Raw genomic sequence first — 23,819 nt, forward strand, 5'->3', positions numbered from 1 at the left:
AGACCTAATAGGCCCCTCTTCCCGATATGACAGCCGGAACTGTCTGGGTAATAAGTTTGATATCTTTCAGGATCGATTGTTCCTCAAGATATTCCAAATCCATTTCTACTTGCTGTGCAAATGGAATATCGGCTCGACCTGAGACCTGCCATGTGCAGGTCAATCCTGGCTTTCCATTTAAGCGACGGCGTTCACGCTGTTCATAACTGAGCACCTCGCAAGGAAGCGCGGGCCGCGGGCCTACAACCGACATTTGACCGGTTAGAATATTCAGTATTTGCGGGAGTTCATCCAGCGACGTTCGGCGTATAAATTTTCCAACTTTGGTAATCCGGGGATCATCTTTCATCTTGAAGCAAACGGAATCGCGATCATTTTGCTCAGTCAATGATGCCTTTCGCTCGTCAGCATTTTTGTACATGGATCGGAATTTCCATATCTTGAACGGCTTTCCATCAGCTCCTATTCGGGTTTGTCGGTAGAATGGAGACCCGCGATCCTCCATGGTTATAAATAGACAGATTGCTGCAGCCAACGGGCCCAAAAGAACAAGTGCTAGCAAAGCAATGGACAAATCCAATGTTCGTTTGGAGGCTGCCGCATATCGCTCGGCATGTCCTCGCGCGACAAAAGCGTGCTTAACGGCATGAACAATGAACCGAGTGTTACCGATTATATATCGATTGGCTAGTCGGCTTGGTTCCATTGCCAATCGCCACGTCCATTCCATACCCAATTTTCGAATAAGAAGCGGCGCCCGCGCAATTTTCCCGGAATAATAGTCGAAGAGGCCGCCTACGCCCAAGATAACAGGTACCTTGATTTGATTGCGATATTTGGCAATCCATTTTTCCTGCAGTGGAACACCCATTCCGACCAGTAGTATTGAAGCGCCTGAAGCGTTGATCTTCTGGATGATTTCGTCGTCGGTCCCCTTGGCATAGAAACCATTTTGAGTGCCCGCAAAGCGCAATCCGGAAATTTTGTTCCGCATATTTTTTGCAGCAGTGGATGCTATACCAGGTGCACCACCCAACAGAAAAATGGTTTGATTTTTCTGTGCAGCCTGTTCGCATAAATGTGGGAACAGATCTGTACCGTTCAGATTATCTATTTTTCCAGAACCTGAAAGACCGGCGGCCAACTTAAGGCCCGATCCATCCGGAAGCAAAATATCTGTTTCCTCAATTATCTTGCTATAATGATCGTCGCGTTGGATTTGATTGACACAATGCGCATTAATAAAATGAATGATGTTGCGCTCTCCATCAGCCGCTGCATCTACAATATGCGATGCAACTTTGCCCAGATGTCCGTTGGCAAGTGGCAGATTGAATAACGAAGGCGCTCCGTTCTGATAAAGTCGCGTAGCTAATTCCGTAGCACGTGAACGCCCAATCAAAAGGGGAGAAATTTGTCGACCAAGATTTTGGCGGATGCTTTCTGCGGATTGATACTGACTCATAGACTGGCTCCAAATTTGATTTGGATTTCAACCCGCATTTCTTGTGCCAGAACCACTTAATCTATATATATCAATTATTTAATAGGTTACCATTTGATTTTCGTGGCTAGTATCCCGCGCAAAACGCAACGATTTTCGCGAAATGCGAGAAACCGAATTCAATATGCAACAGCTGGAACAAGGTAGATTTTTCGTTAACCGCGATGATGTCCGGAATCGTGGGGGTTTCGAAAACTGGCACAGCAATTGAACTGAAGTAGCCAAGTCATTTGGAAACCAACTATGTCAATTGCCGCATCAATTCACGAGAACTCAACCATACAATCGATTTTGCGTGGGTTATTGGCTTATGGGTCTGCCGAGTTATTGAATCGCTTTGTCCGGTTGCTTGTTGTTATCATCATTGCTCGTCAACTGGTTCCGGAACTGGTTGGTGTCGCAGCGCTTACCCTCAGCCTATTCGAACTCATCCGCGTCTTGGCCAATATTGGCGTTGGTCAAAAAATAATTGCCACGGACTCCCAATATCTCGATCAAGTTTGCAATTCTGCTTACCGCGTATTTTGGGTTTGGTGCGCGATTGTAGCTGGCATACAGCTTTTTGCGGCAGCGCTGTTGTACGGCTTTTTCGATAATTTGGTTGCTGCGCAAATGCTCGCTGCCTTGTCCGGGGTTTACCTGTTTATGCCTGGCGGACTGGTGCAATGCTTCCGACTTATGCGTGCAAAAAAACTGCCAACAGTAGCGGCAATTGGCGCAACACAAACGATAGTGGATCATTTGATAACTTGCGTATTAATCCTTGCTTGGGCCAATCCATGGGCGATTGTCCTACCCAAATTACTCACAGCTCCACTCTGGCTCATCATGATGCGCCGGGCCAACGCGTGGAAATACAATCCTGCAAAAGGGTACGCACCCTTGAGTTCGATGCTGCAATTTGGTTCAGCGATTTTGATTGCCGATATCTGGCTCGCATTACGTAACAACCTTGATAAGCTCATTATCAGCGCCTTGCTTGGCGTTTCAGCTTTGGGCAGCTACTATTTTGCATTCAACGCTGGCATCGGTATTGTTGGCGCTCTGGCTGCAGCGTTCGGCACCGTTTTGTATCCACATTTATGTGAGGCAAAGTCGGACGGACGACAAAGAGCAACCCTTGGATTAGCAGTAATTTTGGGATTTGGGATATTCGGATCCCTGACGCTGGTGCAACTTTTGTTCGCTCCGATTTATGTCCCCATCATTTTTGGGGCACATTGGACACATGCTATTCCTCTGATCCAAGTCCTTTCGACGGCTGCGATACCGATGATGCTGGGCGCGCTGTTGTCAGCATATCTGCGCGCGAGCCAACGGACCTCACTCGATGCTTGGGTCGGATCAGCAATCTGTCTTTCGGCGCTGGGGATGATGCTAGTCGGCGCACATTCAAATCTATTTTTGGCAGCGATAGGCTGGGTAGTCGGCACCGCCACGGTGATCACTGCCTATCTGACCATTTCCGCAATTCAATATTTCACAAAACGGGAGTTTTATCATGAATAGTCCGCATTTCTCTGTCATATTACCGGTCTACAATGCCTCCAATCAGATCTTGAAAACCATTAGTTCGGTGTTGAACCAAACAGAACGCGATCTGGAATTGATTTTGATCGACGATGGATCAACCGATGATAGTCTTGCACTGATGCTGGCTTTCGCTTCGGATGATGAGCGGATCAAACTTGTATCGCAGGAAAACAAGGGTGTATCGGCCTCACGAAACCTTGGCCTTGGTTTGGCAAGAGGAGCATTGGTAGCTTTCATTGATTCCGACGATCTTTGGGCCAACGACAAATTGGCGGTTCACCGCGAGTTACATCAGCAAAATTCAAAAGCTGCTGCTAGTTACGCGAAGGTCGCATTCATTGATCAACATGCTTCCAATGGTCGCGATGCCAGGACATTTTCTACTGTCAGATCAGACGCGTTATCGGTTGATCAGATCATTTCAGAAAATCCGGTATGTACTATGTCCAACCTGGTTGTTCGCAATGACATTATTCGAACCATTGGCAATTTCGAGGCGAAAATGTCTTATGCGGAGGACCAGGAATGGTTGGCGCGTTTGATTGTTCAAGGCCATGTGGTGGTCGGAATTGATCGGTATCTTGTCGACTATCGGCTGAATCCATTGGGCCTCTCTGCAGATTTGCCGGCGATGTTTGTTGGTTGGAGACAATTGGCAGATCAATATGCGCAAGCAGATCAGATTTCATCGTCCGAAGCCATTTATTGTCGCTATTTGTCGCGGCGAGCATTGCGTGCTGGAGCACCAGCGAAAGTTGCTCTGGCTTATGCGCTCCAAGGTATGCGTGCCGATCGCGAATCTTTCCTAGAAGATCAAAGGCGGGGTTGGTTGACCCTAGTTTCAGCCTTCGCTGCATTCCTCATGCCACGCTCAACACGCGTCCATCTCTTTGCCTAGAAGTCAGTCAGAAAGGACTGTCCTATGAATTACCCATCCATTTCAGTTGTTATGCCGGTTCATAATGTTGAAAAATTTGTACCAGCGGCCATTGAATCCGTACTCGCTCAGACAGTCGAAGACTTCGAACTGATCATTGTTGATGATGGCGGTACAGATAAGAGTATCGAAATTTGTGCATCCTACGATGATCCTCGCATTCGTATTGTGACACAATCAAATCGAGGTTTGGCTGGCGCACGAAATACCGGAATATTAGAAGCGCGCAGCGAATATATCGCCTTGCTTGATTCCGATGACACCTGGCACCCAGAGAAACTCGCTCTCCACAAAATTCACTTGGATAACAATCCGCAAGTTGGCGTGAGCTATAGCGGTTCCCGGCTCATGGATAATGATGGAACTCCTCTTCGACAGATGCAGCGTCCGAAGTTGGCCAAGGTTAGTGCCAGGGATATAATTTTACGCAATCCCGTCGGGAATGGATCGTCACCGGTTATTCGCAAAACCGCGCTTCACCAGATCGCTTTCTTCAGTCGTGATGAACCCAATAGAATTTGCTTTTTTGACGAGACATTCAGGCAATCCGAAGACATCGAACTTTGGATCCGGATGGCTCTAACCAACGGTTTCAAGTTCGAGGGCATTGATGGTCTGCTAACAAATTATCGCATTGGCTCGGGTGGGTTGTCGTCCAACATTGCCGCCCAATATGAAAGCTGGAACCGAGTGATTGCAAAGACAAAACAAAACGCGCCGGAATTTGTTGAACAGATCGAGAATGAAGCACGTGCTTATCAGCTGCGATATTTGGCCCGCCGCGCTGTCCAGATGGGAGATGGCGCATTTGCGCTAAGCTTATTGAAGGATTCTGCCAAAAAATCATCGGCGCCTCTAGTAAAGGAACCGATCAGGTCAGTTTTAACATTCCTCGCGGCAACAACCGCACGGTATTTGCCATCCAATATGGTTGTAAAACTTGCCCATTCATGGACCGGTGGAAAGGTATTGGCATGAAAGATAAAACGCAGATCGTCCATTTGCTCGATGACGTCGCCCTTGGCGGTGTGACTAAGAATCTCGAACTGTTTCAACATCCCGCCTTCGGTCACCGGTTCAAAACGATCGTCGAAGAAGCACACCCTGTTTGGAGTATTGCACCGCAATTTCCTGATGCTGGAGCAATTGTTGTACACTTTTCGATAAGCTGGAATACCCTGCCCTTTTTGTATTCCTTGGCGTCGCGGAACAGTTCTGCGCAATTGATATTGGTTCACCACAGCTATTCGAGGGAGTGGGAACAGCTTCAAGTACCAGATCCGACCCGTTTTCGTTCCATGCTAAAACTAGCACATAAGATTTTTGATCAAGTCATTTGTGTTTCCAATGAGCAAGCATTGTGGTTCGCCGAAGCAACTGGACTCAAGTCTTCAAAACGGCAAGTCATTTACCCTTGGAGCGAAATGAACAATCTCGTGAATATCGCCCAGCCTCATTTTTCACAACATAACCCCATCACTATTGGTGCTTACGGTCGATTTGTCCGCGAAAAGGGCTTTGACAGATTAATCGAAGCGGTAAACAAATTGGGCGCACAGAATGACATAAAGCTCAAGATTGGTGGGTTTGGTCCAGAAGAAGCCGAACTGAGACGGTTAGCCGCCGGTAACGCTAACATTTCCTTTTATGGCAAAGTAACCGACATTGATCACTATTTGGAACAGTGCGATATCATTGCGGTGCCTTCACGATTTGAGGCTTATGGCTTGGTAGCTACAGAAGCGCGTTGTGCCGCTCGGCCAATTTTGGTTTCTAATGTTGGCGGATTGCCTGAACAAATTGGAGAAGCCGGTATCTCTGTCGATTTTGACGATATGGAAGCTATTGGCCGAATGCTGCGCAATATCAGACATTTGCCGTTGGTGAACATGTCTGTGGCGGCTCGCGAAAACTGTCTGCGAGTAACCGAACAACGAGTTGCAGATTGGATTGAAGTATTCGAAGCGCTGTTGGGGAATGAATGCCTAGAGGCCGCTGCTTAACGTAATCACAATATTTTGAGTTGGGACCAGCCAGTGGCCCTCGTCCAAGACGGGGGCCACATTTGCTTGTGCTCAACCTAGTTTTGGAAAGCAATCGGTATATCAACGATAGCAAGTTAGGCCGAAACCTCATTGCGTGACTTTCTTCGCGATAGCGATAAGCGAGCTCTCTCGGCGGTTATGCCTCATTTATATCAGAGACTATCCTGCATCGCGATCTACATGTCGGTCAGTTGCTGTGGCAAGCTTTGAAGCCCTTGCTTACCTGCTTACGTTCGGGCCTGTTGTAGACTCGTCGCTTATATCGGTGCGTGATTGCAGTGCTTTTCCCAATAGGACCAGCGCTGGCCAATAGAGATAAGCAAGCGATTCCAAATTTTCGCCAAAGCTGTACATTGTTAGCAACGCGACAATAGCAAACCCGATGCAGCCTACTGAAGATACCAAAGCTTTGCGAAACAAGTTTGTAGCGCTGGTGATCATTGGCACAGCTAAGGCGATCAAACCCAGTATGCCCTTCACAAATAAAAGCCCGTACCAACTATGGTGACTGCCTATCGACATATATTCGACAAGATGTGGGCCGCGTTCAACAATTCCGTGTCCGAACCAGTAAGCCTCAGCTTCCCATCTTTCTAGGGCGATACGGCCTAATGTTTCTCTTACACGGGTGGAGCCGGCACGGGCACTTGAAAATTCGGATTGCGCGGCACTGAATGCCTCAAGTATGTCGATTGCAAACCAACCGAAGATCAGAACGATTGGGAGCGCTAGAAACCATATCGCCGGCATCGTGACTTGTTTAAATAAAAATGGTATTGGACCAATGAGTAGCAATCCCACGAGAGCCAGGCGAGATTGTGACATTAGAATGATTGCCAAGGCACCGGCTACACCCCAGCTTTTCCACGTACGATCCTTTTCCTGAAGTGCGCATAAAAAGTAGACCAGGCCAATCATTCCGGCTGCTGGTGACCAAGGTGCGAAGAACTGCCATCGCGGTATCCCAGACCCTGGTTCAAGTGTATATAGGATGGTGGCAAAATATTCTGATCCCGAACCACCTACAATTTTCAAAGGTGACACCCACAAAGTTTCCGGAAGCCCAACCAGGGGGGCGGCAATAAAAATTGGAAGGAGAAAAATGGTATATTTTGCTGAACGGCAAATCGCTCGGTAAACAATTTTTGCCCTGATCGGCAAAACTGCACCAGCGAAAATGAACAAGGCGATCAACATCCAGCCTTTTGCCCATCCGATTGATGACTTAGCCATAGTAGCCATACCCAAGCTAAAGTTTAAATGGCCAACAACGAGAATGACCAACATTAAACCCATGGAGGCCAGCCACAATTGAACGGAAAAATTGGGAACCGCTAATCGCTTGGTTTCAGGGAGAGCCGGTGCAATAAAGTAAAAATAAATTGCCTGAAATGCCAGCGCGCACCCCAATATTGGTCCGACAATATAGAGTCCACCCAACAACCATAACAGCCATGTGGCTACTATGGTGAAGTAGACTAAACGTTCGGAGCTATTTTGCGGATTATGGTCTGTCTGAACCATAGCAGCCCTAAAGCAACAAGGATGATGCATGTGCCCGCCAGAGCACCAGCGAATGCAAGCAACAATGATGGACTGGAAGATTTTTGTGGAACCGAAGGTTGCTCCAGCGTTTGTACCAGCGGATAGGATGCAAAAGGATCTTGTTTGTTCGTATCGATGCGAGCCAGTGCAGACGAAAAGACCGCTTCCGCAACACGGTGATCGCGAACCAGATCCGCGAGAACGGACGCTTGTTTTACCAATTCGCCGCTTTTAGCAGATTGGTTTGCAATGTCTTTGCGGATCACCGCTAGACTTGCCCGTGCACCAGCACTTTGCGAATTGGCTATCACCATGTTTTGCATCAAATTGGATCGGCCGTCTGCAACAGCAATGTCAACATTTCTCATAATTGCACGTGCGCTAAGGCCTGTTACCGACTGGCCGCGCTTTACCAAAGCTGCCTTTAGTTGATCTCTTTCCGTAACGACCTGTACAAGAGCACCATGATTTTCCCCTAGTGTGGCACCCTTTTCATGAGCTGAGACTTCCAGTTTCGCAAAACGATCCGCAAGCTGCTGAAAAACCGGATCTGATCGCAATCGCATTGCAGAGTTTGCTCCGTCGACGTCTTTACCGAGAATGGATGAAAACCTCTGCGATTCAGCAGACTTCTGCTTCACGGCCAGGCGTGCTTCCCGTTCCTGCTGACGCAGCGAATCCATATTCGCTATGCGGGTGTTAAACTGGTCCAGCGAAACGAGCCCGGTTGTCGCCTGAAAGTCGAGCAATGCTTGTTGGGTTGAACGAACTTTCTTCTCCAATTGAACAAGGTTTCTAACATCAGACCGCTCTCGCGTTTCTGCTTCATTTTTGCGCAGTCCGTCGAGTTGTTCTAAAAAACTTTCCTTTAAAGCAATCGCACGCTTGTGCGCTTCTTTGCTATTTCGCCCTACAATTTCAACCTGGATTAAATTTGTCTGGTCGATCAATTTTACAACGGGAACCGGGAACCGGTCGGCATGATCACCCGATTTTTCAGCACTTTCACGCAACGTAATATCGGTCATGAGGAGGCGTTTATAGTTTTCAGTCGGGCTAATGGTTGAGCTTGAAAACGCAGAAGAGACGGACGACTGTGCTTGCCCGATGCTTTCGACATTTAGTGAGCTGCCAGCACCTGAACCAGGAAGGATCAGGGTGAATTTGCTACGGTATTGTTCCGGCGCTAACACAAGGTAAACCATCGTGATCAGCCAGATCACCGCGATCCAAATTGCCGCAATATGCAGATAGCGTTTTTGTCGTCTCAGCAGCGGGCGGCGGCGCTTAAATTTCAGCCACAACCGCTCGGGCAGACCGGGTCTCTCCATTGTATCCTGCTTCACGATCAATCTACATTTTTCAGGAGAAAATATGGGGAAGCTGTCTCGCCAACCAGGCTGATGACATCCCTTACGTTCATGGCAAAACTATCATAGCAGGCAAGACTGTCTCCTGGCATCAAATAGGGATCTCTCTGATCACGATTGTCCTGACGAACAAGCTTCTCCACGGAACGCTGGATCACGACCGACTGGCCATTAATTGGGTTTCGCGACATCAATACCACTTTGCGGGCCGCATTCATCGCCGATCCCCCTACACAGTTTGCTGATACCATCGCCTGAGACAGCCGGGTTCCATAAGGAAGACTGGTTGTTTCCCTTCCGATAGAGGAAGAGGCATTGCTGGCTGCCGGACGAGAAAGATTGGACATGAACACGCGAATACCAGGCGCGGTTACTCGTGACGGTTTCACCAATTCACTTTGAAAACAATTTGTCGATCCCACGATAATACGATCATTCGAAGAGAGAGAAATATCGTCAATAAGATCTCCATCAATAGCACCGGTTAAATCCACACGGGACCAACTATTTCCACTGACGACATAGACAGCCGACAGATCCGCATCCGGTCGAACGCCGCCTGCCGCTCGGATTGCGGCCGTTAGTGACCGGGTGATATTGCGATCTCCAGAATTGTTATTGTCGAGATGAACGCCCCTTAATTCTGCCGAGCGTTGGCCGACCCGCACCATCCCCGGTTGGAACACCGCGCCATTAACGGCGACGCTAACCCCACCCAATTCCAGAAGCTGCAATCGAACGCTTCCACGAAGTCCGCGGATAAGGCCGTTTGCCACAAGAGTGCGAGAAATGGTTTGCTCGGCTTCGACAATCGATAGACCAACCAAACTAATGGAATGTCGACCATCAAGCGTAACTGATCCATTGCCAGCCAAAACATATATTCTTGAAAGGCTCTCTTCATCACCAGCAATTTTGAGTTGAATCCGGTCACCAGATGAAAGCAGATCTGGTTTTCGGATCAGCACTTCCGATGCTATTTGTCTATGCGGCAATGACGATGAAGGCAGAGCTCCGCTAATGCAGCGAGGCGCCGAATTGCTATGCTCGACCTGTTGTTGGGGAGCATATTGGCTAGTATCCAGGTTGGCAGGGCGCTCCATCGTGGCGCAACCGCCTGCAAGCGCAGCGCAAAAGCCAATAACCATCGTTTTTCTGAACATGATACACCTGAAATTGTTAAACTCAGGATTGAAAGTGCAATGGGCGTGCCAACGGCTCAAATCCGCTAGACACAAAGGTTAATCCTCATTGGTCGATCAAAATTTTTGCAAATTTTTGCAATTTGCAAAGACTTTTGTCGCATATTGCAAATAACCTACATTGCAAAATGCAAATATTTGATAGAAAATCGCTAAATTCTGCCATTCGCATATTGGCATAGTTGATGCTTGGTGAGGGAAGAGACAAACAATATGGGAAAGCAAAAATGAAAGGCATAATTTTTACCGAACTGGTCCGGTTCATGGAGAAGGTGAAATCGGCAGATTTTGCTGATGCAGTTATTTCTGGATCAGAATTGCCCAATGATGGCGCATTTACATCTGTTGGTAATTATCCTTCAGAATATGCTTTGAATATGGTTGCGGAAGCCTCGGCACAATCAGGTATTGAAGCCGCTGAACTTTGCCGTCTTTATGGGAAATATCTCTACGGCCGTTTCACTATATTATATCCGCATATCATGGAGTCCTATCGCACAGCGGAATCGCTTTTAACCCATGTTGGAAGTCACATTCACAACGAAGTCTGCATTCTTTATCCCGACGCCCAACCGCCGCAGATCACGGCGCAAGAATCCGCTGAAAAAACCATAATTTCTTATCAATCCCATCGGCCCATGGCTGCAATCGCCCAGGGCCTCGTTCAAGGGTGTATGGAACATTATGATGATCGCCGTGCTCTAGAGTGGAGCATAAGCGAGGATGGCAAGTCGGCAACATTTACAATTACGGGATAATCAAATGGCCAATCATAAGATATTGATAATTGAAGATATTGCTTCGCTTTCCATGGCCTATGCTGGTCATTTGGAGTCAGCCGGATTTGAAAGCATCATTGTCGACAATTTGGCCGATGCCAATTCTCAGTTGCAAGAAAACGGAACTCAATTTTCTGCCGTGTTGCTCGACTTACAACTGCCTGATGGCAATGGGCTGGATTGGCTTGCGCAGAATCCTGATATTGTTCAGGACATACCAATTATCGTTGCAACAGCTGATGGATCAATAAACCGCGCAATTGATGCCATGCGACTGGGCGCTTACGATTTCATGGTCAAACCACTGGCGCCAGGTCGTCTGGTCACTGTGACAAAGGGTGCGGCCGAAACGAAACGAGAGGCTAAGCCCACTGCCGCTCAACATTCTAACGAAAATACCAATAATGACGCGTTAGGCGGATTCATTGGCGCCAGTCAGCCTATGCAATCAATTTACAACCAAATTAGGAATGTAGCCAAATCAAAAGCTACAATTTTCATCACGGGAGAGAGCGGCACCGGCAAAGAGGTTTGCGCTGATGCCATCCACAAATCAGGACCCCGCGCCAAGAAACCATTTGTTGCGATTAACTGCGGTGCAATTCCGGAAGACCTTCTTGAATCCGAGCTGTTTGGCCATTTAAAAGGATCATTTACCGGAGCGATCTCGGATCGCGTCGGCGCTGTTCAGGCTGCCCATGGCGGTACATTGTTCCTCGATGAGATATGCGAAATGGAGCTGAAGCTTCAGGTGAAATTACTGCGGTTTTTACAGACTGGAACGGTTCAGCGCGTCGGTGCGACTAAGGCAGAAAATGTGGATGTTCGGATCATCTGCGCAACCAACCGCACCCCTTCCGTCGAAGTACAGCACGGGCGATTTCGCGAAGATCTTTATTACCGATTGGCCGTTGTTCCAATTCATTTACCAGCACTTAGAGAAAGAGGTAATGACATTACACTATTGGCAAATCGCTTTCTTGATCGGTTTGCGAACGAAGAAGGCAAAAGTTTTTCACCGCTTAATGTTCAACTTGCTCAAAAATTCGAACAGCATTCCTGGCCAGGCAATGTGCGTGAGTTGCAAAATTTAATGCGCCGTGCGGCAGTGATGTTTGCTGGTCCAGAACTAGATGAAACTATTGTCTCAGAATTCACTGCTGCTTCTCCGCAAGTGCAATCTATCAATTTGCAGGATCAAAATACCGAGATCCCGTCAAATCAATTTTCCGCGAATCAGGGAATTGATCAGTTCGACAATATGACACTCGATCAAGTGGAGCGATTGTTAGTCGACCGCGCAGTACAAAATTGTGGGGGCAGCCTGACTAAAGCCGCGAAAAAACTGGGTGTAAGTCCATCGACTCTGTATCGAAAAAAGGAAAAATGGGCCTCCAGCTTGGCGGCTGATTGCTGACATTATTTGGCTAACTCATTACTGACAAATAATGACAGCAAGGCAAAACACTTTGCTGTGGTTGTTACTCTTTCAAGCTTCCGATATGCTCAGATAAATTTCAACAATTGCGCAAATGCACGCACATCTTCCAACATTGTTGCGACTTGATACAAAAACAAGAAAAACACCGGATAGAACCACGCAGGGTGTAAATAGGACCAGTGAATTCCCCATTGCATCGGTTTAGAATTTTGGAATAATTTGATGCCCGCTACAGCAAATAGGAAGCCAATAGCTGCCCCAACCAATATGTCGCTGGCGTAATGCAACCCAAGATAGATACGCGGAAAAGCGATAAAAATAGTGCAATAAACAAAAGCAAAAATTCCTAGCCTCCGCGATACCATGTATATGGCGCCCACTATCGCGAAAAATAGGATAGCGTGATCGCTTGGAAACGAGCTGCTGCTCATCATGTCTGAACTGAGTAGTTGCAGGCGTTCGGGCACCTGCAGGTCGAATGCCTCTTCTAGGAAAGGCCGCAGTCTATAATCTGTGATACGAGACAAAATCAGGGCGAATGTCTCCGCAAAAACGCTGGCCACAAGAGCTGCCATGATAGCAGCTCTGTTTTGAAACTGGGTCTTGCTTTCGGCTATCCAAAACTGGCCAGGTTTAGCGATCCAAATATAAAGTAGAATTGCTACCAGCGCCCCGCCCTTAACAAGGTGGCTTGCGGAAATGGTAAGAACGGCTTCGTCTAGCAATTCAAAGCTGCCCAGCAGCTCTCCGAACCATAATTTAATAGTCTGATCCAATTGGGACTCCCATCTTAGCTTACAGCATCAATCATAGTCTCCTTGGATTGGAAGACGTTGACCGATAGTGGTGACTGGAGAGGCAATGCTCATGCCAATTAGAAAAGTGTACTTTCTCAGTAGTTTAAAAAAGGAACAGAATTGAATAAATTCAGATTGCAATAAATTATGTTGCATTTTGCAAATAAAATGCACTTTGCAAGTAATCGTTTAATGGTTAATTATATGATCACAATATAAACATCTGATATATTATAATATATAGTTTATGGCATATAGATTGCTGATTACGATATCAGATCGTGAGATCTAGAATTTAACTCGCAGATATCGGAAGACAGCTATGCCAGACTCTTGCTTTTATTCACAATCCAACATTGTTCAGCAAATTAGTGCCATAAAACGGTACAAATATACAATCGATCCAGATGCATTGGATCAAATTAGAGTAGAAAAAAAGCGAACCGGAGTGGGAACATCAAAACTCATTCGTTCGAACTTTCATATTTGCCCCCCGGAATTATCTGCAGAGATGATCGATAATTGGCTGTCTGGAAGAACCAGAAAGGCATATTGGGAACACGCAAATTGGGTTCTGGAACGATATTCTGCTTTGCCCACTTTATGCCCCATAACGGCTTGAGCAGTCCTTGACCAAGGTTGCTTAAGCAACCGGCGTCAAATGTCCGCCTTGCATCTAAGGTGGACATTCACGCTCAACAAGAAGACCTGCCCCTACTCCGCCTTGGCCTTCGCGGTTTTTTTAGCTGTCGGCTTCTTCTTCGCAGCTGGCTTCTTCTTAGCCGCTGCTTTCTTTTTAGGAGCTGCCTTTTTCTTGCGTTTCTTGGCTGGCCCCTTAGCGGCACGATCGTCAATCAACTGCGCCGCTTCTTCAAGGGTTAACTGATCTTTGTCGACTGTCTTGGGCAACGACGCATTGGTGGTGCCATCTGTGACATACGGCCCATAGCGACCATCCATCAGCTTGATTTCTTCCTCAGTGCGAGGATGTTTACCCATGATCTTCAGCGGCTCAGCGCCCCTGCGCCCGCCTTTACCGTTTTTCGCTGCGTCTGCGAGCTTGGCAACCGCTGCATTCATACCGATTTCAAACACTTCCATGGTGTTTTCAAGCCGCGCGGATTTGCCGTCATGGCTCAAATAAGGGCCATAGCGGCCAATTTGTGCGTTGACCTCTTTACCGGTTTCCGGATGCATGCCAACTTCGCGCGGCAGGGAAAGCAGTTTTAGCGCCCATTCCAGGCCAAAATCTTCTGCCGGGACATCTTTGGGAATGGAAGACCGTTTGGCTTCTTTCCCCTCGCCACGCTGGACATAGGGACCGAAACGACCGACCATCTTGGTTATTTTCTCATCCGTATCGGGATCGACGCCCAGATCCTGAGGGCCTTCATCCTCATCGGCATTTGCACCGCCACCTTGGGCAAAGCGGCGTGTATACTTGCAATCGGGATAGTTGGAACAAGCTACAAAAGCCCCAAATCGTCCACCTCGCAGCGCCAGCTTGCCTTCATTGCAGCGCGGACACAGGCGCGGATCGCTTCCGTCCTCTTTTTCCGGGAACAGATAGGGTTCAAGGAATTTGTCGAGTTCCGCTGTAACTTCGGATGGCAGCTTTTCCATAACTTCCGCGGTCTTCGGCTTGAAATCATGCCAGAAAGCTTCGAGAATCTTCTGCCATTCCGCACGGCCACCGCTGACTTCATCGAGCTCGTCCTCAAGCTCTGCGGTATATTCATAAGCGACATAACGTTGGAAAAACCTCTCCAGAAAACCTGTTAAGAGCCGGCCACTTTCCTCTGCAAAGAAACGGTTTCCTTCGGTCCGAACATAGGCACGATCTTTCAACGTCTTGATGATCGATGCATAGGTGGAAGGACGGCCTATGCCGAGTTCTTCCATCTTCTTGACCAGACTTGCTTCGCTGTAACGCGGCGGAGGTTGCGTAAAATGTTGATTGGCTTCAACCGATTTCTTCGCCGGGCTGTCCCCTTTGGACATGGCAGGCAATAAACCGCCATTCTCGTCCTTGCTGTCGTCGCGCCCTTCTTCATAAAGCGCCATAAATCCGGGGAATTTCACGACCTGACCCGTGGCACGTAGGCCAGTTTGGCCGGTGCCATCCAGCATGTCGATGGTCGTGCGTTCGAGACGTGCGGCTGCCATCTGACTGGCCATCGCGCGTTTCAGGATCAGGCTGTATAACTTGGCGTGATCGCCGCTGCCCACCGTGTCCCGTGTAAAGCTGGTTGGCCGGATGGCTTCATGGGCCTCCTGCGCATTTTTCGCCTTCGATTTGTAGATACGCGGCTTGTCGGGGACATAGCTGGCGTCATAGCGATCAGAAATCGCCTTGCGTGCCGCAGAAATGGCGCTGTCATCCATCTGCACGCCATCGGTACGCATATAGGTAATCGCGCCATCTTCATAAAGCTGCTGGGCAATCCGCATCGTGTGACTGGCCGAATAACCGAGTTTACGCGCCGCTTCCTGCTGCAAGGTCGAGGTTGTAAATGGTGGTGGTGGATTGCGGGTCAGCGGTTTGGTTTCAACCGTCTCAATGGTGAACAGGCCATTCTCAACTGCCGTCTTGGCAACCGTTGCCTCTGCCTCGTTCGACAAATCCATCTTGCCGAGCTTTTTACCCTGATGGATGGTGAGCCGCGCTTCAAAAGCCTGACCGCCCTGCTCCATCTGAGATGTGATCGACCAATATTCCTGCGGATTAAAAACTTCAATTTCACGCTCGCGCTCGACAATCAGACGCAAGGCCACGGATTGCACACGGCCAGCGGATTTGGCACCAGGCAATTTGCGCCACAGTACCGGCGACAATGTAAAGCCAACGAGATAGTCTAGCGCGCGCCGGGCGCGATAAGCGTCGATCAGGTCATCATCCAGCGTCCGCGGATGAGCCATCGCATCGGTCACCGCCGCTTTGGTAATCGCGTTAAACGTGACACGATCGACTTTTTCAGGCAGCGCCTTTTTCTTCTTCAAAACCTCGAGCACGTGCCAGCTAATCGCTTCCCCTTCCCGGTCAGGGTCAGTCGCGAGAACGAGGCGCGTCGCCTTTTTGGACTCGTCGGTAATGGCTTTCAGTTGCTTCGTCTTATCCGAATAAGGCTGCCAGACCATCGAGAAACCATCATCGGGATCAACCGAACCATCTTTGGGCGGCAAGTCGCGGATATGGCCATAGGAAGCCAGTACCTTGAAATCCGAACCCAGATATTTTTCGATTGTTTTCGCTTTGGCGGGTGACTCAACGATTACTAATTGCATATTTTCCGTTTTTCATTTGTCTCACGTATACGCGCGAGGCTGTTGCACAAGTTAGACGTTCGTCAAGCCCTTGATCGACGAAAATGCCGTTTAGCCGAATTTCGCAGGATTTCAACTAGGCAAACTTACGCGCGCGCCAGCATGCCGAGTCAATCGGCCAGCAAGTTCCAATTCCAACAGGGCCATTTGCACTGATGCCGCCGAAAGTTCCGATTGCCGAACAAGCTCATCGACGGAAACGGGTGTCATGCCGAGCAGCGCGATAAGCGTGTGCCGTTCCTTGTCGTTAATATCTGCTGCTGATGACCTTTGCAGCTTTGTTGCATGATCCGATGTTTCCAAACGATCACCAGGGATATCCGTTCCGGCTGCGCGATCATCAAAATGGCTGATCAACTCGATCACATCGTCGACCGATTGTATCAGAGTCGCACCATCGCGGATCAGTCCATTACAGCCATTGGATCGCGGATCGAGCGGAGAACCTGGAACGGCCATGACATGACGTCCGGTCTCAGCCGCCAGTCGGGCGGTGATCAGGGATCCCGATTTTGGCGCTGCTTCGACCACAACGGTTCCGCACGACACACCCGCGATGATCCGGTTACGATAGGGAAAATGGCGGGCCTTGGGTTCGGTACCGGGCGGTTGTTCCGCTAACAGCAGGCCATCCCGCGCAATCTGCTGCTGCAACTGCTCATTTTCAGGCGGATAATGAATGTCGATTCCTCCCGCAATGACGGCGACCGCAGACCGCGCAACCGAGCCCTGATGGGCCGCAGTATCAATGCCCCGAGCAAGACCGGACACAACTGAAATACCTTCGCTTATCAGGCCATTGGCTAAATCCCTGGCAAAGCGGCAGGCTGCAGCCGATGCGTTACGGGCACCAACAATGGCAATCATGGGTTTTTTGAAAAGCGAGAGATTGCCGCGGTAGATTATCGCCGGTGGTGCGTTGCTAAGTTCCGCCAGCAGATAAGGATAATCCGCATCACCGAGGAACAGATAGCGAGCACCGAGCTTTTCAACCGCGTGCATTTCTTCCTCGATGTTGGTTTTATCCGCTAGACGCGGTGCCCTGCTTCCACCACGCGATGCTAGTTCCGGTATCATCTCCAGAGCATTGCTGGCCGAGCCAAAGCGGCGGATGAGCTGCCTATAGCTTACCGGGCCGATATTGGCGGATCGAATCAGCCTCAGCCGATCAAATTTGTCTTCCATGCTGTATACCGTTTAACGGTTGGGGGAATTCAGGAGGCTCCGACTTTGGGCTCTTCGCCCGCCATCAGCCGCTCAATATTAGCGCGGTGTTTCCAGATTACAAGCAATGCAAAACCGATAAACATTGGTATCCATGAATAGAGTCCAACTATAACTGCCGTAACAGGCACTGAAAGCGCCGCAAGCATGCCGCTAACCGATGAGTATCTCAAGATTAGCAGGCCGCCGAGCCAGGTAACTGCAAACACTATACCCAGCACCGGAGCTAGTGCGGCAACGATACCCAACAGAGTGGCAACCCCTTTGCCGCCCTTGAACTTCAGCCAGACCGGATATAGATGGCCCAAAAACGCACCCATGCCCGCCAGCACGCCCAATCCGTCAAAAACACTCGCCGCGACCAGCACCGCAACAGCCCCTTTGCCAACATCCAGTAACAGGGTCAGCGCGGCAATAGCCTTGTTGCCGGTTCTCAAAACATTGGTCGCACCAATATTTCCCGACCCGATATCCCGCAAATCCCCGCCGCCCGTTAACCGTGTTAACAACAGGCCAAACGGTATTGCTCCCAGCATATAGCCGACGAAAACAGCCAAAATTGGTTCAATCCACATGGATTGCATCTTATCAAATCCCCTTTGATTTCCGGGAGCTATCTGTAAGAAAGCAATTGAGCAAGGCTTTTGCGTTGTAAAAACAGGTAAGTTCAATTGGTTGTAGGATCAGCTGAGACAGTTGATGCCTTGTGTTAACCGTGCTTAAGGGACGTGATGAAAGCCGAACAAGCAACAACAGCACCACTATTGTTTTTTGATACGGGTATCGGGGGACTCTCCATATTGCGGGAGTCGCAAAAACTGATGCCCACCGCGCCAGTTATTTACGCTGCGGATTATGCTGGCATGCCCTACGGAATGAAATCAGAAGAAGAGCTTTCCACCCGCATTCCGTTACTTTTAGGGCGCCTCGTCGAGCGCTATAAACCGCAATTGGTAACAATTGCCTGCAATACCGCATCAACAATAGCGCTGGATGTGGTCCGGTCCGTGCTGGATATTCCGGTCGTCGGCACTGTGCCGGCGATAAAGCCTGCCAGCCAGATGACGAAGACCGGCGTCATTGGCCTTCTCGGCACGAAGGCCACGATCCGGCAACCCTATGTTGACCGATTGGCAGCAGAGTTCGCACCAGATAAAAAAATTCTGAGGTTTGGCGCACCAGACCTTGTCTACGCTGCCGAAGCCAGATTACGCGATGAGGTGCCGGACCCCAAAATCATATCCAGAGCGGTTTCCGGCCTTACTGACCAGGAATATGGCGATCAAATTGACACCGTGATATTGGCCTGTACGCATTTCCCATTGGTGCAAGAAGAGTTGCAAAAATCTTTTGTTAGAGACATTCAATTTATTGATGGGTCAAATGGGATTGCGAGACGGATTGCCGATCTTACCCAGCACGTAATATGGCCAAAATCACCGAAAAACGGGGTTTTTGTGACAACAGGCACCGTCGAGCAGCTATCCTCTTATCAATCAGCGCTGAAGACATTTGGGTTGACCACATTGGAAGCATTGTAAGTGTAGCGCTTATTGCGAGTGGTTCGCGCTGGAAATTAGGAAAAAAGGTCGTTAATGGCCATTTCATAGGATCGCTTGGTAAGAATATGGAACAGGGAATAGTCTAAAGTGGATTACGACAAGGTTTTTTCTCAAGCGATTGACCGTCTTCACAGCGAAGGTCGCTATCGGGTTTTTATCGATATTTTGCGGAATAAAGGAACTTTTCCTAACGCGCGCTGTTTCGCCCATCATAATGGACCAAAGCCGGTAACCGTCTGGTGTTCCAACGATTATCTTGCGATGGGGCAGCATCCTGATGTGATCGCTGCCATGGAAGAGGCGTTGCATGACGTAGGCGCAGGCTCTGGTGGCACGCGAAATATTGGCGGCAACACCCATTATCATGTCGAACTTGAAAACGAACTGGCAGACTTGCACGGCAAATCTGGGGCTTTGCTTTTCACCTCCGGCTATGTTTCAAATGAAGCCACGCTATCGACACTTACCAAGATACTACCCGGCTGCATCATTTTCTCCGATGAATTGAATCATGCTTCAATGATTGCGGGTATCAAAAATAGCGGATGCGAAAAACGCATCTTTCGGCACAATGATCTTGAACATCTTGAAGAATTGCTTGCCGCAGAAGATTCTGACACACCTAAATTGATCGCTTTCGAGAGCATTTACTCCATGGATGGGGATGTGGCCCCTTTGCACGATATTTGCGATCTAGCAGACAAATATAACGCCCTCACCTATTGCGATGAAGTGCATGCCGTAGGGATGTACGGCACTCATGGCGGCGGCATTTCTGAACGGGATGGTGCCGCGGATCGTATCACGATCATTGAAGGAACACTGGCTAAGGCCGTTGGAGTGATGGGGGGTTATATTACCGCCGATCAAAAGATCATCGACGTCATCAGGTCTTATGCACCCGGTTTTATCTTTACCACCAGCCTGTCCCCTGTCCTTGTCGCTGGTGCACTGGCAAGTGTGCGCCACCTCAAAAAATCCAATGCTGAAAGAGAAGGCCAGCAAGCCGCCGCGCAGACATTGAAAGACATGTTCTCCGACGCCGGGCTCCCGGTGATGGGTTCAACCACTCATATCGTGCCATTACTGGTCGGTGACCCGATCAAAGCGAAGAAAATCAGCGATATTTTACTGGCTGAGTATGGCGTATATGTGCAGCCGATAAACTATCCAACGGTTCCGCGCGGTCTTGAGCGACTGCGCTTCACCCCTGGTCCGGTTCACACTGAAGAAATGATGGCAGATCTTACAAAGGCCCTGGTTGAAATCTGGAGCCGGATGGAATTGAAGCTCGCAGCTTAGTCCGGTTTTCCTGGAACTTTTTCCGATTTCGACACTATAGATGGGTATGACCAATGCTGCCCAATGGATAGAACCCCATCCACATGGTATTTACATCAAACCAGCTGACGCGTGGATAGACCCTTCCAGACCAGTCTCTAGAGCATTGGTTACGCATGGTCACGCTGATCACGCGAGAGGGGGTCACGAGACAGTTTGGGCGACACCTGAAACTCTGGCCATCATGGGTCTGCGCTATGGCGTCACATCTGGACAGGCCATCTCATATGGTGACGGTTTTGAGCTTGGTGGAGTACAAATCAGCTACCATTCGGCAGGCCACGTTTTGGGATCCGCCCAGATACTGATGGAATATGCTGGAGAACGGGTCGTTGCTACGGGAGATTATAAACGCAGAGCTGATCCCACCTGCGCTCCATTTGAAGTGGTGCCCTGCGATGTTTTCATCACGGAAGCGACTTTCGGACTGCCGGTTTTCAGACATCCCGATACGGCAAATGAAATAGACAAATTACTTTCTGCGAGAACGGCCAATCCTGATCGCTGTATTCTGGTTGGCGCTTATGCCTTGGGAAAAGCGCAACGGGTGATTGGTGAATTACGAAAGACAGGTTATCGGCATCCAATTTTTCTGCATGGCGCTCTGGAGAAAATGTGCCATCTTTACCAAACATTGGGTGTCGATTTGGGCGATATCCGATCCGTTATGGATACCAAAAAGGATGATATGCGCGGCGCAATTATATTGGCGCCGCCTTCGGCTCTGAATGATCGCTGGAGCAGAAGGCTGCCAGATCCCCTCACCGCAATGGCTTCTGGATGGATGCGCGTTCGTCAACGAGCGCGACAGCGCAACGTCGAACTTCCGCTGATCATGTCCGATCATGCAGATTGGGATGAGCTAACCCAGACGATAAAGGATGTCGCTCCGTCGGAAACTTGGGTGACACATGGAAGAGAGGACGCGCTCGTACGTTGGTGTGAGCTGAATCAGATGAAGGCCAGAGCATTGGAAATGGTTGGTCGCGAAGAGGAGGATGATTAAGCAATGCACGCATTTTCAGATCTTCTCGATAGCCTGATTTACACCCGGTCCCGCAATGGCAAATTACGTCTGATCAGTGACTATCTAAAACAAGCATCTGATCCTGATCGTGGGTGGGTCTTGGCAGCATTGACCGGTGATCTTGATTTTCCCAATGTGAAAGCATCGGCTATGCGAAACATGGCGATGGAGCGCGTTGACGAAGCACTATTTAAGTTAAGCCGGGATTTTGTTGGTGATACCGCAGAAACCATTGCGCTGATCTGGCCTGATATCAAAAATGTTGAAGCCGTTGACACGCCCTCAATTGGACAAATTGTCGACGAGCTGACTGCTGTTAGTCGATCCGATGCTCCAAAACTGCTTTCAAATTTCATGGATCGCATGACGACGAATGAGCGATACGCGCTTCTGAAATTCGCCACTGGTGGAATGCGGGTAGGTGTTTCAGCACGCTTGGCGAAAACTGCTCTTGGCCAGGCGTTTGATCTGGCTGTAGAGGATATTGAGGAGGTTTGGCATGCTCTGACCCCGCCCTATTCTGAGCTTTTCGCTTGGGGGGAAGGAAAAGCTGAACGACCAGATTTGGAAGGCGTCGCGTTTTTCCGACCGTTCATGCTAGCGCATCCGTTGGAAGATAAAATAGTTGATATGTCGGACTATGCTGCCGAATGGAAATGGGATGGCATTCGCATTCAGATAGCCGGAACCGGTCACGAAACGAAACTCTTCAGCCGTGGTGGAGATGACATTACGGCAGCCTTTCCCGACATCGCAAACGCCTTTCAATCAACCGGTGTTGTTGATGGGGAGCTTTTGGTTAGAGGTGAATTTCAAGGTGGCGAGGCGGCAAGTTTTAACGCGTTGCAGCAAAGATTAGGGCGCAAGAAAGTCTCTGCGAAGATGTTGAATGACTATCCGGCGTTCGTTAGGCTTTATGATATTCTCTTCAATGGGGACACAGACCTTAGAGAGCAAAGCTGGACATATCGTCGAAAAGAATTGGAAAAGTTCGTTCCGCTCTTGGATGTTGAGCGATTTGATATTTCATCGATTTTGGAAGCGCGCGACTTTAATCATCTGACCAAAATGAGAGATGGTACACGTGACGCTGCCATAGAAGGCGTGATGCTCAAACGTCGAGACAGCGCCTATTTGTCAGGCCGAAAAACAGGTCTCTGGTACAAGTGGAAACGCGATCCGTTGGTTGCTGATTGTGTAATGATGTATGCACAACGCGGATCAGGCAAAAGATCGTCTTTCTATTCCGATTATACCTTCGGCTGTTGGACGGAAGACGGCGAGCTTTATCCCGTCGGAAAAGCCTATTCCGGATTTACCAATGAAGAACTAAAAATGCTGGACCGCTTCGTACGTAAGAACACAGTAAATCGCTTTGGACCGGTTCGCGAAGTTGAAAAGACAATGGTACTGGAGGTCGCTTTCGACTCCATCCACCAAAGCAAGCGCCACAAGTCTGGCCTGGCCATGCGGTTTCCGCGAATATCAAGGATCAGAACGGACAAACCCGCCGCAGAAGCCGACCAGGTTGCTACTCTGAAAAGGATGGTTACATGATAGAAATGGCCCGCAGAGCTAAAGTTCTGCGGGCCATAGGGGATTGAGATATTTGGAAGTTAAGGCATCACAACCGTATCAATGGCATGGATGACACCATTAGATTGGTTTACATCGGCCATGACTACTTTTGACATACCGCCTTTCGCATCGGTCAGAGTCAGCGAACCATCGCTACCCATTGATGCTTTTAGAATTCCGCCCTGTACGGTCGGAATGGAAGCCACGCCATCAGGCGCTTTCTTGATCAAGCCTATGACATCCTTGGCTTTGAAGCGGCCAGAGACAACATGGTAGGTCAAGATCGAAGTTAAAGTCGCTTTGTTTTCCGGTTTAACGAGGGTTTCAACTGTTCCTGCGGGGAGCTTTGCGAAGGCCGAGTTAAGCGGCGCGAATACGGTGAACGGGCCATCGCTTGACAATGTGGTAACCAGATCAGCGGCCGTGATAGCGGCCACCAGAGTAGAAAAGTCATCGGTGCTGGCGGCTTTCTCAACGACATTCTGTGAGGACATTTCCGCGTGGTGCTTAGCATAAGCACTGCCGCCGCTTACCAATGCGAGCGAACCGATTAATGCTATTGCGACTTTGGAAAAACGAATATTCTTCATGGGGGTAACTCCTAAAAATT

Annotated in this window: 19 protein-coding genes; 10 read left to right on the forward strand and 9 right to left on the reverse strand. The window is 49.1% G+C overall.

What is annotated here, in order from left to right:
• Nucleotides 1–4: 4 nt before the first annotated feature.
• Nucleotides 5–1,465: a WecB/TagA/CpsF family glycosyltransferase gene (locus DG177_RS02590; protein ID WP_108810066.1), complete on the reverse strand. Its 1,461-nt coding sequence runs from the start codon at nt 1,463–1,465 to the stop codon at nt 5–7.
• A gap of 282 nt (nt 1,466–1,747) precedes the next feature.
• Between DG177_RS02590 and DG177_RS02595 the strand changes: the two genes are divergently transcribed.
• From DG177_RS02595 to DG177_RS02610, 4 genes are read left to right on the forward strand one after another with little or no spacing between them, the layout of a single operon-like run.
• Nucleotides 1,748–3,013, forward strand: coding sequence for an oligosaccharide flippase family protein (locus DG177_RS02595; protein WP_108810067.1), 1,266 nt, complete (start codon nt 1,748–1,750; stop codon nt 3,011–3,013).
• The gene (locus tag DG177_RS02600; protein WP_108810068.1) at nt 3,006–3,935 is read left to right on the forward strand and encodes a glycosyltransferase; all 930 of its coding nucleotides are present in this window, start codon (nt 3,006–3,008) and stop codon (nt 3,933–3,935) included. The genes DG177_RS02595 and DG177_RS02600 overlap by 8 nt, the downstream gene beginning before the upstream one ends.
• A gap of 24 nt (nt 3,936–3,959) precedes the next feature.
• A complete protein-coding gene (locus DG177_RS02605) occupies nt 3,960–4,952 on the forward strand; it encodes a glycosyltransferase (protein ID WP_108810069.1) in 993 nt (330 codons plus the stop codon).
• Nucleotides 4,949–5,977 carry a glycosyltransferase family 4 protein gene (locus tag DG177_RS02610; RefSeq protein WP_337658454.1) on the forward strand — a complete coding sequence of 343 codons (1,029 nt, stop codon included), beginning with the start codon at nt 4,949–4,951 and terminating at the stop codon, nt 5,975–5,977. The genes DG177_RS02605 and DG177_RS02610 overlap by 4 nt, the downstream gene beginning before the upstream one ends.
• 261 nt (nt 5,978–6,238) lie before the next feature.
• Here DG177_RS02610 and DG177_RS02615 read toward each other — a convergent pair whose 3' ends face one another.
• From DG177_RS02615 to DG177_RS02625, 3 genes are read right to left on the reverse strand one after another with little or no spacing between them, the layout of a single operon-like run.
• The gene (locus DG177_RS02615; protein ID WP_108810071.1) at nt 6,239–7,543 is read right to left on the reverse strand and encodes a capsular biosynthesis protein; all 1,305 of its coding nucleotides are present in this window, start codon (nt 7,541–7,543) and stop codon (nt 6,239–6,241) included.
• Nucleotides 7,498–8,910, reverse strand: a complete 1,413-nt coding sequence (locus tag DG177_RS02620; RefSeq protein WP_337658455.1) for a hypothetical protein — start codon at nt 8,908–8,910, stop codon at nt 7,498–7,500. The genes DG177_RS02615 and DG177_RS02620 overlap by 46 nt, the downstream gene beginning before the upstream one ends.
• Nucleotides 8,911–8,912: 2 nt before the next feature.
• On the reverse strand, nt 8,913–10,097 hold the full coding sequence (locus tag DG177_RS02625; protein ID WP_337658456.1) for a polysaccharide biosynthesis/export family protein: 1,185 nt from the start codon (nt 10,095–10,097) through the stop codon (nt 8,913–8,915).
• Nucleotides 10,098–10,363: 266 nt separating this feature from the next.
• Here DG177_RS02625 and DG177_RS02630 point away from each other — a divergent pair, with 266 nt between their 5' ends.
• On the forward strand, nt 10,364–10,894 hold the full coding sequence (locus DG177_RS02630) for a heme NO-binding domain-containing protein (protein WP_337658457.1): 531 nt from the start codon (nt 10,364–10,366) through the stop codon (nt 10,892–10,894).
• Nucleotides 10,895–10,898: 4 nt separating this feature from the next.
• Complete coding sequence (locus DG177_RS02635; RefSeq protein ID WP_337658458.1) at nt 10,899–12,332, forward strand: sigma-54-dependent transcriptional regulator; 1,434 nt, start codon at nt 10,899–10,901, stop codon at nt 12,330–12,332.
• A gap of 89 nt (nt 12,333–12,421) precedes the next feature.
• Here the strand turns inward: DG177_RS02635 and DG177_RS02640 are convergent, their stop codons facing one another.
• The 4 genes from DG177_RS02640 to plsY form a co-directional block, all read right to left on the reverse strand.
• Nucleotides 12,422–13,132 carry a phosphatase PAP2 family protein gene (locus DG177_RS02640; protein WP_108810075.1) on the reverse strand — a complete coding sequence of 237 codons (711 nt, stop codon included), beginning with the start codon at nt 13,130–13,132 and terminating at the stop codon, nt 12,422–12,424.
• Nucleotides 13,133–13,867: 735 nt separating this feature from the next.
• Nucleotides 13,868–16,438 (reverse strand): type I DNA topoisomerase, encoded by a 2,571-nt coding sequence (topA, locus tag DG177_RS02650; RefSeq protein WP_108810077.1) that lies wholly within the window; start codon nt 16,436–16,438, stop codon nt 13,868–13,870.
• Nucleotides 16,439–16,549: 111 nt separating this feature from the next.
• Entirely contained in the window at nt 16,550–17,662 is a 1,113-nt protein-coding gene (gene dprA, locus DG177_RS02655; RefSeq protein ID WP_108810078.1) for a DNA-processing protein DprA, read from the reverse strand.
• A 29-nt stretch (nt 17,663–17,691) separates the two neighbouring features.
• Nucleotides 17,692–18,285: a glycerol-3-phosphate 1-O-acyltransferase PlsY gene (gene plsY, locus DG177_RS02660; RefSeq protein ID WP_108810079.1), complete on the reverse strand. Its 594-nt coding sequence runs from the start codon at nt 18,283–18,285 to the stop codon at nt 17,692–17,694.
• A gap of 147 nt (nt 18,286–18,432) precedes the next feature.
• On the opposite strand from plsY, the gene murI reads away from it, so the two are divergent.
• From murI to DG177_RS02680, 4 genes are all read left to right on the forward strand, one after another.
• Entirely contained in the window at nt 18,433–19,242 is an 810-nt protein-coding gene (gene murI, locus DG177_RS02665; protein ID WP_108810080.1) for a glutamate racemase, read from the forward strand.
• A 108-nt stretch (nt 19,243–19,350) separates the two neighbouring features.
• On the forward strand, nt 19,351–20,565 hold the full coding sequence (hemA, locus tag DG177_RS02670) for a 5-aminolevulinate synthase (RefSeq protein ID WP_108810081.1): 1,215 nt from the start codon (nt 19,351–19,353) through the stop codon (nt 20,563–20,565).
• 46 nt (nt 20,566–20,611) lie between these two features.
• Nucleotides 20,612–21,610 (forward strand): ligase-associated DNA damage response exonuclease, encoded by a 999-nt coding sequence (locus DG177_RS02675; protein WP_108812733.1) that lies wholly within the window; start codon nt 20,612–20,614, stop codon nt 21,608–21,610.
• 3 nt (nt 21,611–21,613) lie between these two features.
• Nucleotides 21,614–23,188, forward strand: coding sequence for a cisplatin damage response ATP-dependent DNA ligase (locus DG177_RS02680; protein ID WP_108810082.1), 1,575 nt, complete (start codon nt 21,614–21,616; stop codon nt 23,186–23,188).
• 59 nt (nt 23,189–23,247) lie between these two features.
• Here DG177_RS02680 and DG177_RS02685 read toward each other — a convergent pair whose 3' ends face one another.
• Nucleotides 23,248–23,799, reverse strand: coding sequence for a fasciclin domain-containing protein (locus DG177_RS02685; protein WP_108810083.1), 552 nt, complete (start codon nt 23,797–23,799; stop codon nt 23,248–23,250).
• Between the last annotated feature and the right edge of the window lie 20 nt (nt 23,800–23,819).

The sequence above is a fragment of the Sphingorhabdus sp. Alg231-15 genome (assembly GCF_900149705.1).
In the GTDB taxonomy this organism is placed as follows: Bacteria; Pseudomonadota; Alphaproteobacteria; order Sphingomonadales; family Sphingomonadaceae; genus Parasphingorhabdus.